Annotated in this window: 11 protein-coding genes and 1 tRNA gene; 11 read left to right on the plus strand and 1 reads right to left on the minus strand. The window is 38.6% G+C overall.

The window, feature by feature from the left end; translation table 11 throughout:
- On the plus strand, positions 1–1,808 hold a 1,808-nt coding region (locus tag PCY06_RS06005), incomplete at its 5' end, for an SHIRT domain-containing protein (protein ID WP_301389591.1).
- Positions 1,809–2,018: 210 nt separating this feature from the next.
- Here the strand turns inward: PCY06_RS06005 and ald are convergent.
- Positions 2,019–3,131, minus strand: a complete 1,113-nt coding sequence (gene ald / locus PCY06_RS06010) for an alanine dehydrogenase (RefSeq protein ID WP_061601712.1) — start codon at positions 3,129–3,131, stop codon at positions 2,019–2,021.
- A 192-nt stretch (positions 3,132–3,323) separates the two neighbouring features.
- On the opposite strand from ald, the gene PCY06_RS06015 reads away from it, so the two are divergent.
- From PCY06_RS06015 to PCY06_RS06060, 10 genes are all read left to right on the plus strand, one after another.
- A complete protein-coding gene (locus tag PCY06_RS06015) occupies positions 3,324–3,893 on the plus strand; it encodes a GNAT family N-acetyltransferase (protein WP_082307100.1) in 570 nt (189 codons plus the stop codon).
- 50 nt (positions 3,894–3,943) lie between these two features.
- Positions 3,944–4,016: transfer RNA gene (locus tag PCY06_RS06020), tRNA-Thr, on the plus strand.
- A 224-nt stretch (positions 4,017–4,240) separates the two neighbouring features.
- A complete protein-coding gene (gene ybeY / locus PCY06_RS06025) occupies positions 4,241–4,738 on the plus strand; it encodes an rRNA maturation RNase YbeY (RefSeq protein ID WP_061601714.1) in 498 nt (165 codons plus the stop codon).
- On the plus strand, positions 4,719–5,117 hold the full coding sequence (dagK, locus tag PCY06_RS06030; protein WP_008809070.1) for a diacylglycerol kinase: 399 nt from the start codon (positions 4,719–4,721) through the stop codon (positions 5,115–5,117). The genes ybeY and dagK overlap by 20 nt, the downstream gene beginning before the upstream one ends.
- Positions 5,118–5,183: 66 nt before the next feature.
- Positions 5,184–6,083 carry a GTPase Era gene (gene era, locus PCY06_RS06035; protein WP_008809069.1) on the plus strand — a complete coding sequence of 300 codons (900 nt, stop codon included), beginning with the start codon at positions 5,184–5,186 and terminating at the stop codon, positions 6,081–6,083.
- Positions 6,084–6,235: 152 nt separating this feature from the next.
- Positions 6,236–8,344, plus strand: a complete 2,109-nt coding sequence (locus PCY06_RS06040) for a class I SAM-dependent DNA methyltransferase (protein ID WP_082307099.1) — start codon at positions 6,236–6,238, stop codon at positions 8,342–8,344.
- The gene (locus PCY06_RS06045) at positions 8,337–9,644 is read left to right on the plus strand and encodes a restriction endonuclease subunit S (RefSeq protein ID WP_185774531.1); all 1,308 of its coding nucleotides are present in this window, start codon (positions 8,337–8,339) and stop codon (positions 9,642–9,644) included. The genes PCY06_RS06040 and PCY06_RS06045 overlap by 8 nt, the downstream gene beginning before the upstream one ends.
- Positions 9,645–10,490 (plus strand): DUF6731 family protein, encoded by an 846-nt coding sequence (locus PCY06_RS06050; protein WP_082307097.1) that lies wholly within the window; start codon positions 9,645–9,647, stop codon positions 10,488–10,490. It abuts the gene before it with no gap.
- Between the two features lie 643 nt (positions 10,491–11,133).
- Complete coding sequence (locus PCY06_RS06055; RefSeq protein WP_082307095.1) at positions 11,134–12,039, plus strand: DNA-binding protein; 906 nt, start codon at positions 11,134–11,136, stop codon at positions 12,037–12,039.
- A 9-nt stretch (positions 12,040–12,048) separates the two neighbouring features.
- Positions 12,049–15,006 carry a type I restriction endonuclease subunit R gene (locus tag PCY06_RS06060; RefSeq protein WP_082307094.1) on the plus strand — a complete coding sequence of 986 codons (2,958 nt, stop codon included), beginning with the start codon at positions 12,049–12,051 and terminating at the stop codon, positions 15,004–15,006.
- The last annotated feature ends 1 nt before the right edge of the window (position 15,007 follow it).

Raw genomic sequence — 15,007 nt, forward strand, 5'->3', positions numbered from 1 at the left:
ATAAAGCTACTCATGAGTTTGTCAGTGGAACTCCAGGTAAAGAACTTCCACAAGAAGTGAAAGACTTGCTTCCAGCAGACCAAACAGATCTGAAAGATGGTAGTCAAGCGACTCCAACGCAACCAAGTAAAACAGAAGTGAAGACATCAGAAGGTACTTGGAGCTTCAAGTCCTATGACAAGACTTCAGAGACTGTCAATGGTTCAGATGTTAAGTTTGTTGGAACATGGGAATTTACAGCGAGCCCAGCTCCAACAGTGACTCATAAAGCAGTTCATGAGTTTGTGAGTGGAACCCCAGGTAAAGAACTTCCACAAGAAGTAAAATCCCTGCTTCCGGCAGATCAAACAGACCTGAAAGACGGTAGTCAAGCGACTCCGAGTCAACCAAGTAAAACGGAAGTTAAGACAGCAGAAGGTACGTGGAACTTTAAGTCATACGACAAGACTTCTGAAACCATTAATGGAGCGGACGCACACTTCGTAGGCACTTGGGAATTCACCCCAGCGCCAACTTATAAGGCGACTCACGAGTTTGTGAGTGGAACCCCAGGTAAAGAACTTCCACAAGAAGTGAAAGCCCAGCTTCCAGCAGACCAAACAGACTTGAAAGACGGTAGTCAAGCGACTCCGAGTCAACCAAGTCAAACAGAGGTTAAGACAGCAGAAGGTACATGGAGCTTCAAGTCCTATGACAAGACTTCAGAGACTATCAACGGTTCAGATGTTAAGTTTGTAGGGACATGGGAATTTACAGCAAACCCAGCTCCAACAGTGACTCATAAAGCAGTTCACGAGTTTGTCAGTGGAACTCCAGGTAAAGAACTTCCACAAGAAGTAAAATCCCTGCTTCCAGCAGATCAAACAGATCTGAAAGATGGCACTCAAGTCACTCCAACTCAACCAAGTCAAACAGAGGTTAAGACAGCAGAAGGTACATGGAGCTTCAAGTCCTATGACAAGACTTCAGAGACTGTCAATGGTTCAGATGTTAAGTTTGTTGGAACATGGGAATTTACAGCGAGCCCAGCTCCAACAGTGACTCATAAAGCAGTTCATGAGTTTGTTAGTGGAACCCCAGGTAAAGAACTTCCACAAGAAGTAAAATCCCTGCTTCCGGCAGATCAAACAGATCTGAAAGATGGCACTCAAGTCACTCCAACTCAACCAAGTCAAACAGAGGTTAAGACAGCAGAAGGTACATGGAGCTTCAAGTCCTATGACAAGACATCAGAGACTGTCAACGGTTCAGATGTTAAGTTTGTTGGAACATGGGAATTTACAGCAAGCCCAGCTCCAACAGTGACTCATAAAGCGGTTCACGAGTTTGTTAGTGGAACTCCAGGAAAAGAACTTCCACAAGAAGTAAAATCCCTGCTTCCGGCAGATCAAACAGATCTGAAAGATGGCACTCAAGTCACTCCAACTCAACCAAGTCAAACAGAGGTTAAGACAGCAGAAGGCACTTGGAGCTTTAAATCATACGATAAGACATCTGAAACTATCAATGGAGCAGATGCACACTTCGTCGGCACATGGGAATTCACCCCAGCTTTAGCACCACATAAAGGTTCCGGAAATAATACTAAATCAGAAGAAGCTACGACTAAAAATAAGAATGTTTTACCAGGCGCTGGTGAATCTTCTATTAAAAACAAGAATGTTTTACCAAGTATTGGTGAATCATCTACTAAAAATAAGAATCTTTTGCCAAATACAGGTGAAACTTCTACCGTTCTTCTTTCAATGATTGGTTTTGCTTTCGCAGGCCTAGTTGGTTACGTAGTTCGTAAGAAAGGTAAAGCTTAGAATTTTCAGCTGAATAAGGAATCTAAATATTGATTCTTTATCATATCGAGAGAGAACGAACTTGTTCTCTCTCTTTTTTATGTGACTTTTAGTCTATTTCTTTTTGTAAGGAAAATAACAAAAGAACCACTCGCTAAACAAGTGGTTCTGATTTGGTATTTTGAATAATTCTGCTACTACTTAAGTGGGGATATGAATTAAGTAAATTAACTAAACGAGTTCATCAATCGAAGTGTAGTCCTTATTTAAGCCTTCTGCAACAGGCTGACTAGTAATGTGACCTTGGTAGGTTGTAACACCTTGGCGTAATCCCTCATCATCTGCAATAGCTTTTCTGAATCCTTTTTCTGCTAAGGCTTCGATGTAAGGAAGGGTAACATTGGTCAATGCAATAGTAGATGTGCGGGCTACAGCACCAGGGATATTTGCAACTGCATAGTGGAGGACTCCGTGTTTTTCATAGACAGGCTCGGTGTGAGTCGTTACACGGTCTGCTGTTTCAATGACACCGCCTTGGTCAACAGCTACGTCTACAATGACAGATCCTGGACGCATCTGCTTAACCATATCATCTGTCACCAATTTTGGAGCTTTAGCACCCGGAATGAGGACAGCGCCGATCACGACATCTGCCTCTCGAACACTAGCTTCGATATTGAAAGGATTAGACATGAGTGTCTGGATTTGATGGCCAAAGACGTCTTCTAGGACAGACAGACGCTTAGCGCTGATATCCAGAATAGTTACCTGAGCACCCAGTCCAAGAGCGATACGTGCGGCATGCGTTCCTACGACACCACCACCGATGATGGTTACTTTCCCCTTAGGAACACCTGGTACACCACCTAATAAGACACCAGATCCTCCTTCTTGTTTAGTTAAGAAGTGGGCTCCGATTTGGACAGCCATTCGTCCAGCGACCTCACTCATTGGTACCAAGAGTGGCAATTGTCCATCTTGATCGCGTACGGTTTCATAGGCTAGACCAGTCGTCTTGGCACTCGTCATAGCATCAGCTAGCTCAGGAGCGGCAGCCATGTGCAGGTAGGTAAAGAGCAAGAGGTCATCACGAAGATAGCCATATTCAGCTTCTAAAGGCTCTTTAACTTTTACTACAAGTTCAGTCGCCCAAGCTTCTGCAGCAGTAGGGACGATTTTTGCACCTTGTTTTTCGTAGTCTGCATCCGCAAAGCCAGAACCAAGTCCTGCATTCGTCTCAATCAGAACTTCATGGCCTTTACCAACTAAACTGTGAACACCAGCAGGTGTCAAAGCTACACGATTTTCATTATTTTTGATTTCTTTTGGAATACCGATTAACATTGTATTTCTCCTTATCTAAATACATGTGAACAAAGACTTTGATTTAAGAATATACCTTAAATCATCTTATTCTCATTATTCTAATTTAATGTAATCATTTTATATAAAAGAGGCACAAATTGCAAGGAGAAAATGACGTCTTGCTTTGATTGATCACTTATGATATGCTTAAAAACAAAAAGGAGGATGATAATGGAAAATATTTATGTTAAACTATCTAGACACACTAGGCTGGAGACAGATAGATTAGTTTTGCGTCCGGTAACTTTAGATGATGCATCAGCAATGTTTGAATATGCATCAGATGAGGAGAATACCCGTTATACTTTTGAGACAAACAAAAGCCTAGAAGAGACTCGTAATAATATTGCTCTATTTTACCTGGCTAACCCTTTGGGACGTTGGGGAATAGAAGTAAAATCTAGTGGTCAGTTTATTGGAACCATCGATCTCCACAAAATAAACCTAGATTTAAAGACAGCTGCTATTGGCTATGTTCTTAATAAAAGACACTGGAACCAAGGCTACACGACAGAGGCTAATTGTGCAGTGATAAAATTAGCTTTTGAAGAAATTGGAATGAATAAACTTGTAGCTTTACATGATAAGGCTAATCTAGCTTCAGGCCGTGTGATGCAAAAATCTGGAATGATTTTTTCTCATGAGGAACCTTATGCAAGCTTGGACAAACATGAAAAAGGCCGTCTAGTGACGCGAGTCTACTATGGCCTGACCAAAGAGCAATATTTTGCGGATAAATGAGTCGGCAAGTATTGACAAGCACCTATCTGCATGGTATAGTAGATAGGTACGCTGATTTAGCTCAGTTGGCAGAGCGCATCCATGGTAAGGATGAGGTCGCCGGTTCGATCCCGGCAATTAGCATCTTGTAGAACAAGGTTGGGTCTTCCCAGCCTTTTCTTTTTGTCAACGAAAGCAGCTAGTAAAAGGAAAAGTTTTTGGTAGGGGAAAAATAAAAATAGCTTCTTTTGTTTTTGCAATGAGAGTTTGACGAATCTGCTCTGCTATTTTGAAAAAAGAAAATTCCTAGCTATTATCTAGCCTCGATTATGATATAATAAAGGTGATACAAGTAAAGTAGGTGCGATATGTATATAGAAATAGTTGATGAAACGGGTCAGGTTTCAGAAGAAATCATCAAACAGACCCAAGACATTTTGGAATTTGCTGCTCAAAAGACGGGCAAGGAAAAGAAAGAAATGGCTGTGACTTTTGTAACTAATGAGCGTAGTCATGAACTCAACTTGGAATATCGAGATACGGACCGACCAACGGATGTGATTAGCTTGGAGTACAAGCCTGAGCTGGACATTGCTGTTGACGAGGAGGATTTGCTGGATCATCCTGAGCTAGCTGAGATGCTGGAAGATTTTGACGCCTATATCGGCGAGCTATTCATTTCGGTTGACAAGGCGCGTGAGCAGGCGGAAGAATATGGCCACAGCTTTGAGAGGGAAATGGGATTTTTAGCAGTGCATGGTTTTCTGCATATCAACGGCTATGATCACTACACGCCGGAAGAAGAAGCAGAAATGTTTGGTTTACAGGAAGAGATTTTGACGGCCTATGGACTCACAAGGGAATAATAAACGCAAATGGAAAAATCGAGATGTCGTCTCGAGTCTGGAATTTGCCTTAACAGGGATTTTTACTGCCATTAAAGAAGAACGAAATATGCAGAAGCATGCTTTTTCTGCTGTTCTTGTAGTGATTGCAGGCTTGATTTTTCGAGTTTCTGCCATAGAATGGCTATTTTTGCTATTGAGTATTTTTTTGGTTGTCTCATTTGAGATTGTCAATTCAGCCATTGAAAATGTAGTAGACTTGGCCAGTGACTATCACTTTTCTATGTTGGCTAAGAATGCTAAAGACATGGCGGCTGGAGCTGTTTTAGTGATTTCTGGTTTTGCAGTTATCACAGGTTTGATCATTTTTGTTCCTAAAATTTGGGACTGGATTTTTTAAAGATTTGAAAATCGGGGGAGACTGCCGATTTTCTGCTGTTTTAATGAAAATAATAGAGGTGAAATAATGACATTTAAATCAGGTTTTGTAGCTATTTTGGGACGCCCTAATGTTGGGAAATCAACCTTTTTGAATCATGTAATGGGGCAAAAAATTGCCATCATGAGTGATAAGGCTCAAACCACTCGAAATAAAATTATGGGAATTTACACGACGGATAAGGAGCAAATTGTCTTTATCGATACGCCGGGAATTCATAAACCTAAGACGGCTCTAGGGGACTTCATGGTAGAAGCAGCTTATAGCACCTTGCGTGAGGTGGATACTGTCCTCTTCATGGTGCCGGCTGATGAGCCACGTGGCAAGGGCGATGACATGATTATCGAACGTCTGAAAGCGGCTAAGGTGCCAGTTATTTTGGTGGTTAATAAGATTGATAAAGTCCATCCAGATCAGCTTTTAGCGCAAATTGATGATTTCCGTCAGCAGATGGACTTCAAAGAAATCGTACCGATTTCCGCCCTGCAGGGCAATAATGTATCTCATCTAGTTGACATTCTAAGTGAAAATTTGGAGGAAGGCTTCCAGTATTTTCCAGCAGACCAGATTACCGATCATCCAGAGCGCTTTCTGGTGTCAGAGATGATTCGAGAGAAGGTTTTGATGTTGACACGGGAGGAAATCCCGCACTCAGTCGCAGTAGTTATTGACAGCATGAAGCGAGATGATGAGACGGACAAGGTCCATATCCGAGCGACTATCATGGTGGAGCGTGACAGCCAAAAAGGCATTATCATCGGTAAAGGCGGATCCATGCTGAAGAAAATCGGATCCATGGCTCGGCGCGATATTGAGCTCATGCTGGGGGACAAGGTCTTCCTAGAAACCTGGGTCAAGGTCAAGAAAAACTGGAGGGATAAGAAGCTGGACTTGGCGGACTTTGGGTACAATAAGAAGGAGTATTAAGGTTTTCTAAGCAAGCTTGGAAAAATTATGTTTGAAATAGCAGTGAAAGAGAGCATAACATTTTGTTATCTCTTTTTACTACAAACGAGAGATGGTCTACATTTTTTCCACCAGAAAGATACTAAAATAAGAATTGGAAATAGAGTATATATATGTCAAAATTAAAATCGCAACTTCCTCTTTTTCAGAAAAATGATGTTAATATTTCTAGCGATGTCAACACAGTTTGGTCTATTGCGAATACACTTCGAGGAGCCTATCGCGCTGATAAATATCGTGATGTGATTATTCCCATGTTTGTATTAGCTAGATTGGAAGCAGCTCTACTGCCAAAAAAGGATCAAGTGATTGCAGCCTACAAGAAAGACAAAAAAACACCGGAACAGATTCTTGAAGATATATCAGGCTATAAATACTATAATACAAGCCCTTTTACTCTTGAAAATTTGCAAAATGATCCTGATGCAATCGAAGAAAACTTTCTCGCTTATTTAGATGGTTATTCCAAACGAGTAAAGGACATTATTGAAAACCTTAAGTTTAAGGAGCAGGTCCATACCTTGGCACAGACAGGACGCCTATTCACTGTCATTAAGAAATTCTCCAAAATTGATCTTTCCCCTAGTACAGTGGATTCTATGCGAATGGGCTATATGTTTGAAGATATCATTCGCCGTTTCTCTGAAAATGAGGAAGCAGGATCTCACTATACACCTCGGGAGGTCATTGCTTTGATGGTCAACTTACTGCTCGTTGAAGCAGATGAGGAGCTATTTGTAGATAAGAGAATAGTCAAAATTCTAGACATGGCTGCTGGTACGGGAGGCATGCTGGCTACAGCCAAAAGTTATATTCGCCGTTTGAATTCTGAAGTGAATGTTCTTCTCTTTGGTCAGGAATATCTCTCAGAAACTTATGGTATCGGAAGGGCAGATATGCTGATTCGGCAGGAAAACTCTGACTACTTTGTGAAGACAGATACTCTTAAAGATGGTGATCCCTTTGCGGACAAAAAGATGAATTTTGTCATTGCCAATCCTCCCTTTGGCCAGTCTTGGGGAGGAAAGGACGCTGATGATGGTGTAGAACAGGCTGTCAAAAAAGATCAAGAACTCTTTGAGGCAACCGATGGCAGACAAGGTCGGTTTGTCAATACTCCTGCAACAGGTGATGCTCAGCTGCTTTTCCACTTGCATGGCTTGGCTAAACTAGAAAAGAATGGACGTGCAGCTATTATTTCTAACGGGTCTCCGCTTTTTTCAGGTGGAACAACATCTGGAGAAAGTCAGATTAGGCGTTATATCTTAGAGAATGACTTGCTAGAAGCTATCATCGCACTCCCTGGTCAGTTTTTCTACAATACAGGAATTGGCATCTATATTTGGATCTATAATAAAAATAAAGCTCCTAAGCGTCGGAATAAGGTACAGTTTATCGATGCGACCGAAGAATTTGTACCATTGAGAAAGTCTCTGGGACAAAAGCGTCGTGAACTTTCTGAGGACAATATCCGGCAGATTATCCAGTGGTACCATAACTTTGAAGAAAACGACCATGTGAAAATATTTGATAACAAAGAATTTCTTTATAAAGAGTATATCGTTATGCAGCCTCTGCAACGTCGAGGCAGAATTACTGAAGATACCATCGCAAAGGTTAAAAGTGTCCCTTTTGTAGCAAAGCTTTATGATGAATACCAATATCAGGAACTGCTTGAAATGGAGCCTCGCACAGCCAAAGATGAGAAGAAATTACAAGACTTAGCAGCTGGGAAAGCCAAGCAGGAGCAGTTGTTAAATGCTCTCCGGCTTGGGATCACTGATAACAGCTACCCTAATTTTGAGGAATTTAGTCAGCTAATCAGAGAGCTATTATCTGAGGTGAAGGTGACACCAGCTAATGTCAATGCTATTGCGCTTGCTATGAGCGAGATGGATAAGACAGCAGAAATTATCACAACGACCAAGAAGGACAAGTTTGGCGAGATAGCAGATGGTATTGTCTATGATAAGACCACCAAGGATAGTGAAATCGTCAAACTGACAGAGGATGTTGAAGACTACTTTGCTCGTGAGGTCTATCCCCATGTACCAGACGCCCACTATTGGTTTGATGAGGAAAAGGGCTATGGAGCTGAGATTCCTTTTACTAGGTATTTCTACCAGTACCAAGCCCCAGAAAGTGCAGATAAGCTCTTAGCAGAGTTCTATGAGCTTGAAGAAGAACTACAAAACCTCTTGGAGGAGCTCAAACATGATTAGGATGAAAGAGAGTGGCATTGACTGGATTGGGCAGATACCAGAAGAGTGGAAAATTTCGAAAATTAAATTTACGACTCAGCTTAATGGTAGAATCGGTTGGCAAGGATTAACATCAGCTGAATATAAAGAAGAAGGCCCATATTTGATTACAGGGACTGATTTTCAAAATGGAACAATTAATTTTGAAACAGCTGTACACATTGATGAAAGACGTTGGTCAGAAGCTTCACAGATTCAGGTTAAAAATGGTGATTTGCTGATTACAAAAGATGGGACGGTAGGTAAAGTAGCTATTATCTCAGGGCTTGATGGTAAAGCTTCGTTAAATAGTGGTGTATTACGGATTCAAACAATAGAAGAGATTGATAGAAGATTTTTATATTATGTTTTACTATCAGATGAATTTTGGATGTGGTTTAACTATACAAATTCAGGGGCTAGCACTATTTTACATTTATATCAAAATGTATTTGACGAATTCACTTTTACCTTTCCCCAAAAAAATGAACAACAAAAGATTGCTGATTATCTAGACAAGAAAATAGCTCAGTTAGATAGGGTAAAAAGATTACTTGAAAAGCAAATTCAAAAACTCAAAGACTACCGAGCTAGCTTGATTTATGAGATCGTCACAAAAGGACTGGATCAAACAGTCCCTATGAAAGATTCAGGAATCGACTGGATTGGACAAGTGCCTGAAGGGTGGGGAGTAAAGCCACTTAAGTATTTAACTGAATTTAAAAATGGTTATGCATTTGATAGCAAAAATTTAACTATGGAGCAAACTGGTGTCAAGGTTATAAGAATTGGAGATTTTAAATCATCTGGTATAGATTTTAATGCAGCATTAAATGTTTTTACTAGTTTTAATAGTAAGTTAGACTTTTACAGAGTTAAAAAAAGTCAAATTTTAATAGCCATGAGTGGTGCAACTGTAGGTAAAATATCATTTGTTAATCAGGAACCTAATGTATATAGTGTTATAAATCAACGCGTAGGGATTATAGAATCTAAGATAAACAAATGGATATATTACTGTTTATCTACTGATTCCTTTATGAGCTACATTCAATTGAATTCAAATGGTTCAGCCCAACCTAATATATCTTCTAGTGAAATATCCGATTTTAAAGTTGTAATTCCTGATGATGTAGCAATTCAAAGATGTGTAAAATATCTAGATAACCAATTTGATAATATCAATAAACTAATTCAAATAAAAAACAAGCAAATTAAAAATATTAACAAACAACGACAAACTCTTATTTATGACTATGTGACAGGGAAAAGGAGAGTGTAGATGGTTATAGAACGCGAATTCAAGTGTCTGTTTTATAAAGTTGTTTCTAAAGAAAATGCCGTTTCAAAGATTAATGCTTTTTTTGCTGAGATTAATCCAACGAAACCACTTAGTACAGAATCTATTGGAAATCTATCTTATTATTTACGTAGCGATATTCGAAAAACGGATACTTATTTATTATTTACTATTGCAAAAGTTGATTTGAATCAAGATATTCAGATAGATGATATTCAGACTCAAAATAGAGATATAGTAGAAAAAGAAGATACCGAAGGAATAGCTAATGACGCTCAATTTTTATATGATTTCAACAATAGCATTTTAGTTCAGAAACGCGGTAAATCTCAAACTACAATAGAAGAATTAAGAAAATTCATAGCCTTAAAGGTTGGTATTGATTATAGAGAATTCGAATTTAATATTATAAAGGATAAAAATGCTATTGAAAATCTAAATAACATGCGACATATCCATGACGTTGTTTTTTCAATTGCTATTCCAGAAAATTTATCGTTATTCTCAGAGCAAGTAAAAGATATTAATAGTGGTGTTGAATTTGCTAAAGAGATGTCGGCACAAAGTATGGAAATGAGAATAAAGGGAGCTAGTTTAAATAAAAATAGAATTAAACGCGCTGTAGACGAATTGTGTTCGTATAAAAATAACCAGAATATGAAGATCCGAACTATGTCTGTTTATGGTGATTCAGAGATAATTGATTTAGTAACTCATAAGTTAAACTATTATGAAAAATATTATCTAGATGAAGTTGATAACAATGTCTTTTATGATAAACTTGAAAGAGCTTATAAAGTAAGGGAAGAGTATTTGAATGATTACTAAAATTAGAAAACATGAGAAAAAAATATTTTTTTTCCTTTCTTTGTTAGTAGCTTTGTATTTTTTGATATGTCCAATCAAATTGTCCGTTTTTCAGAATTATGCAGATTTTCTATCATCTATTCAAAATGTCCTTATTTTTATATCAGGTGTACTTATAGCTTCATTTAGTATTACTTCATTTTTATCGGACAATCCATTTATCAAAAAACTAAAAACTCTGAATTTAGACTTGCTAATAATGAAACAACTTTTTGATCTGTCGATTTTATCAGTACTATTATTAATTTTTCCTTCTATTTTTATATCTCTTGAACAAAATAACTCAGTAAATATTGTACATGTGGGTATGAGCATCTTTATCGGAAGTTTATTGTATTTCGTTTTATCGCTATGTAGTTTAGTATTAACTTTTAGAAAGATTCTATGTTTAAGTTTAGATAGTGAAAAGGAAAAAAGAAAGACTAATTAGATATTTGTAAGTAATGGGGACATAATTGGGAATAGTGAGTTTTATAAGACTAATGTGTATGGCCTACCTATTATTTCTGTTTATTATCCTTCCGTTAATCTGAAAACATCGTTCCGTTATTCCTCGTATTGTTCCGAACTATGGTATAATAGAGGGAGAAAGTGAGGAGTGCTCATGTATATGACAGTGAGGCAGGCAGCTAATCTCTGGGGTATTTCTGATCGTCGCGTTCGGTCTCTGTGCAGTCAGGGAAAGATTTCGGGTGCTGTCCAAGAAGGGCGTTTGTGGAGGATTCCCTCAGATGCCAGAAAGCCAGCAGATGGCCGTTATAAAAAAGTCGAGAGTCTCTTGCCCTTGATTGATGAAAAGATGATGCAGCTGTCAAAACTTCGCCCTTTGACGGATGGAGAGCTGGAGCGGCTGAATGAAGAGTTCACAGTCGAATATACTTATAACTCAAATGCCATTGAGGGCAATACTCTGACCTTGCGTGAGACAGATTTGGTCCTGCGTGGATTGACTATTGACCAAAAGCCTTTAAAAGATCATATGGAGGCAATCGGTCATCAGGAGGCTTTTCAGTATGTTCAAAGGCTTGTTGAGGAGAACCAGCCTTTGTCGGAACAGATGATAAAGGATATTCATTATCTAGTATTAGCGGATAAAAAAAATGACCGAGGTATTTATCGCAGAGTCCCAGTGCGCATCATGGGAGCAGCTAATGAACCGGCTCAGCCTTACATGATTGCTCCATTGATGGAGAAGCTCCTAGTGGATTATGCTGCAAGTCAGGAAAATATGGTGACCAAACTAGCTCAATTTCATATTGCCTTTGAGAGTATCCATCCCTTTATTGACGGCAATGGCCGAACAGGTAGGCTCTTGGTGAATTTAGAGCTGATGAAGGCGGGCTATCCTCCGATTGATATAAAATTTATGGATAGATTGGCTTATTACCAAGCATTTGACGACTTTCATTCAAAAGGAAGTTTATCGACAATGGAGGGTTTATTTGCCAAATATATCAATGAAAGATTGGATATGTATTTGGAGATTCTATCTCTTGCTGATAAAGGATAAGGAGAGTAGATGGCAAATTTAGATATTACTGAGCGTTATGATTTTCAGCAATGGATTTTAAAAGATCTCATTCAGTATAATGGCTATATTCAGCGTGCTCAGTCTGCTTATAGTCAAAGGTTGGCTATGGATATAGATATTTTATGGGAATTTCTGATGTCAACTCAAGAAGAAACTGTCGAAAAACTCTTGAAGCGTTTTGATAGAGAGACTATTCTCAATTTGATTAATCAAGAAATTATCAAAGGTGGTCTTCTATTTGCCTTAAAAGATGGAGTGTATATTGAGAATAAAAAACTTCGCCTTATGTACCGCAGACCAGCAACAGACTTTAATGAAAAGGCTAGTCATCAGTATAATTTAAATCGCTTGACAGTAATGGAAGAAGTGGTCTATAAGGACCAAGAACGTATTGACTTAGTCATCTTTCTTAATGGCTTAGCCTTGTTTGCTATTGAGTTGAAACTAAATTCAAGTGGCCAGTCTGTCCAGGATGCCATTAAGCAGTTAAAAGGACGTGATGTTAAAAATCGTCTTTTCCGATTTAATGCAGGAGTATTAGTTAGTTTTGCGGTTGACTGGATGGAAGTCTATATGACAACTCAGCTTAAGGGATCAGATACCTACTTCTTGCCTTTTAATAAAGGAAAGGGTGAAGGGATTGACCAAGGAGCAGGGAATCCCCAGAATAATCAGGGGCCAGAAACAGAATATCTATGGCGAGATTTGCTGAAGAAAGAAAGTATCCTACAGTTGATTGAACGTTTTATCTTTTTAACGCCTGATAAAAAGGATATCATTTTTCCGCGTTATCAGCAGAGACGAGCAGTTAATCGTATTTTAGAAGATATGCGAGTCAACCATACCGATAGAAACTATCTGATTCAGCATTCTGCGGGGTCGGGTAAAACAAATACGATTGCTTGGTTGGCACACAGCTTAGTTAGTCTTCATGATGAAGAAAATCAAAATATCGTTGATACCGTTTTGGTTGTTACTGACCGTATCGTTGTTGACCGTCAACTTCAAGATGCTATTCGTTCTATTGAGCATCAGCCTGGTGTGATTAAGGTTATGGATGATAAGGCTACTTCTAGCGACTTAGCAGATGCACTTGCTGGGAATACAAAAATTGTTGCGACCACTATCCATAAGTTTGCACAAATAAATAAATCAAACTGGATGTCTGTGAGTGTAACAGCAGAAAAGAAATTTGCCATTTTGATTGATGAGGCGCATAGTTCTACGACTGGCTCCTATATGAGTGCAGTCAGTCAGGTATTGACTGAAACGGATATAGAGAACGGGACAATGGATGAGCCACAAGAAGTGTCAGTCGGCGATGCGATTGAACAGGAAATTGCCCGTACAGGGAAACAAGACAATATTTCTATTATTGCATTTACAGCGACACCTAAAGCTACTACATTGCAGTTATTTGGCTCTACTAGACCAGATGGTTCAAAGGTTCCTTTTGACTTGTACAGTATGAAGCAGGCTATTGAGGAAGGTTTTATTTTAGATGTTCTCAATAACTACACCACTTATAAAACATACTACAAGCTAAATAAGGCGGTCGAAGAGGATCCTGAACTCAAAACGACAGTGGCAAAGCGGAAAATTGCTAAATTTGTGGAGCTATCTGATGAAAATATTCATCAAAAGGTCGAAATTATCATGGACCATTTTATTACTCATGACATCATGGCTGATTTAGGTGGACATGGAAAGGCAATGATTGTAACTTCAGGACGTGAGGCAGCTGTCAAATACCAACAAGCTTTTAAGAAATATTTAAAAGAGCATCATATTACTAGTATCGGAGCGGCCGTCGCTTTTTCAGGAAGGTTGAGCCTTGATGGAGCTGAATTTAGCGAATCTTCTATGAATGGCTTTAGTGAAGATAAGCTCAAAAGTAAGTTTGATACTGATGATTATCAAGTGCTAATCGTTGCAAATAAATATCAAACGGGCTTTGACCAGCCTAAATTATTGGCTATGTATGTAGATAAAAAGTTGCGTGATGTAGCAGCAGTACAGACTTTATCTCGTTTGAATCGTATTGTAAAAGGCTATCACAAAAAGACTTTTATTCTTGATTTTAAAAATACCTATGAGGATATCAATAGAGCTTTTGCTCCCTACTACCGAGAAACAATTTTGACTGAAACGATTACTCCGAGCGATGTATTTGATTTAGATGCTAAAATTGAAAGTTATGGAATAGTAGATAATGATGATGTCCATGCCTACAATCAATTCTTATATCAAGAGAAACGTTCCAGCCGCGATAAACAAAAGATGCTCGCTCTACTGTCAAACGGGTATGCACGAGTGCAGCGTTTTGATGAAAAAGAACAAGTAAATATCCGTAAAGTTATTCGTGGATTTTTACGGATGTATACCTTCTTGATTCAGGCTACAGCTTATCAAAATGAATTGCTTCATGAACGATACAATTATCTGCAAGGTCTTGTGAAAATGATTGATGTCCGATTGGGAGGGAATGATTTCACTATTGCTGATAAGATTGTTGTAGATTATATGAAACACAAACAAACCGGTTTTTACACTGTGGCAGAGTTAGAGGGAAATTATTCGGTGACACTAAATAAGCCGAATTTATCAAATGTTTCTGTAGAACAAGAGAAAAAATTGTCTGAAATCATTGAAGAAATTAATGAGCAGCTTGATTTAGATATTGATGATCAAATTGCTGTTAGCGGGGCAGTCTCAATTAGGGAATTGATGAAGAAGAATCCTAAATTGAAGCAATCAGCTTTAGTAAACTCTCGCGAAGATTTCGAATTTTCATTTGAGGATGAAATTGATAAAGCTTTAACTGATGGTTACACCCAAAATCAAGATTTCTTTGGAGTGCTATTGAGTAATGAAGATTTCAAAAAGCGTATTGCAAAGATTTTTATTGATGATGTTTACCAAAGTTTTAAAAAGAGTGGTGATTAAA

The sequence above is a fragment of the Streptococcus sp. SG1 genome, from assembly GCF_030439935.1.
In the GTDB taxonomy this organism is placed as follows: Bacteria; Bacillota; Bacilli; order Lactobacillales; family Streptococcaceae; genus Streptococcus; species Streptococcus gordonii.

Coding starts and splice junctions, on each gene's coding strand:
- ald (WP_061601712.1), bottom strand. CDS start 3,131: ATGTTAATCGGTATTCCAAAAGAAATCAAAAATAATGAAAATCGTGTA.
- PCY06_RS06015 (WP_082307100.1), top strand. CDS start 3,324: ATGGAAAATATTTATGTTAAACTATCTAGACACACTAGGCTGGAGACA.
- ybeY (WP_061601714.1), top strand. CDS start 4,241: ATGTATATAGAAATAGTTGATGAAACGGGTCAGGTTTCAGAAGAAATC.
- dagK (WP_008809070.1), top strand. CDS start 4,719: ATGGACTCACAAGGGAATAATAAACGCAAATGGAAAAATCGAGATGTC.
- era (WP_008809069.1), top strand. CDS start 5,184: ATGACATTTAAATCAGGTTTTGTAGCTATTTTGGGACGCCCTAATGTT.
- PCY06_RS06040 (WP_082307099.1), top strand. CDS start 6,236: ATGTCAAAATTAAAATCGCAACTTCCTCTTTTTCAGAAAAATGATGTT.
- PCY06_RS06045 (WP_185774531.1), top strand. CDS start 8,337: ATGATTAGGATGAAAGAGAGTGGCATTGACTGGATTGGGCAGATACCA.
- PCY06_RS06050 (WP_082307097.1), top strand. CDS start 9,645: ATGGTTATAGAACGCGAATTCAAGTGTCTGTTTTATAAAGTTGTTTCT.
- PCY06_RS06055 (WP_082307095.1), top strand. CDS start 11,134: ATGTATATGACAGTGAGGCAGGCAGCTAATCTCTGGGGTATTTCTGAT.
- PCY06_RS06060 (WP_082307094.1), top strand. CDS start 12,049: ATGGCAAATTTAGATATTACTGAGCGTTATGATTTTCAGCAATGGATT.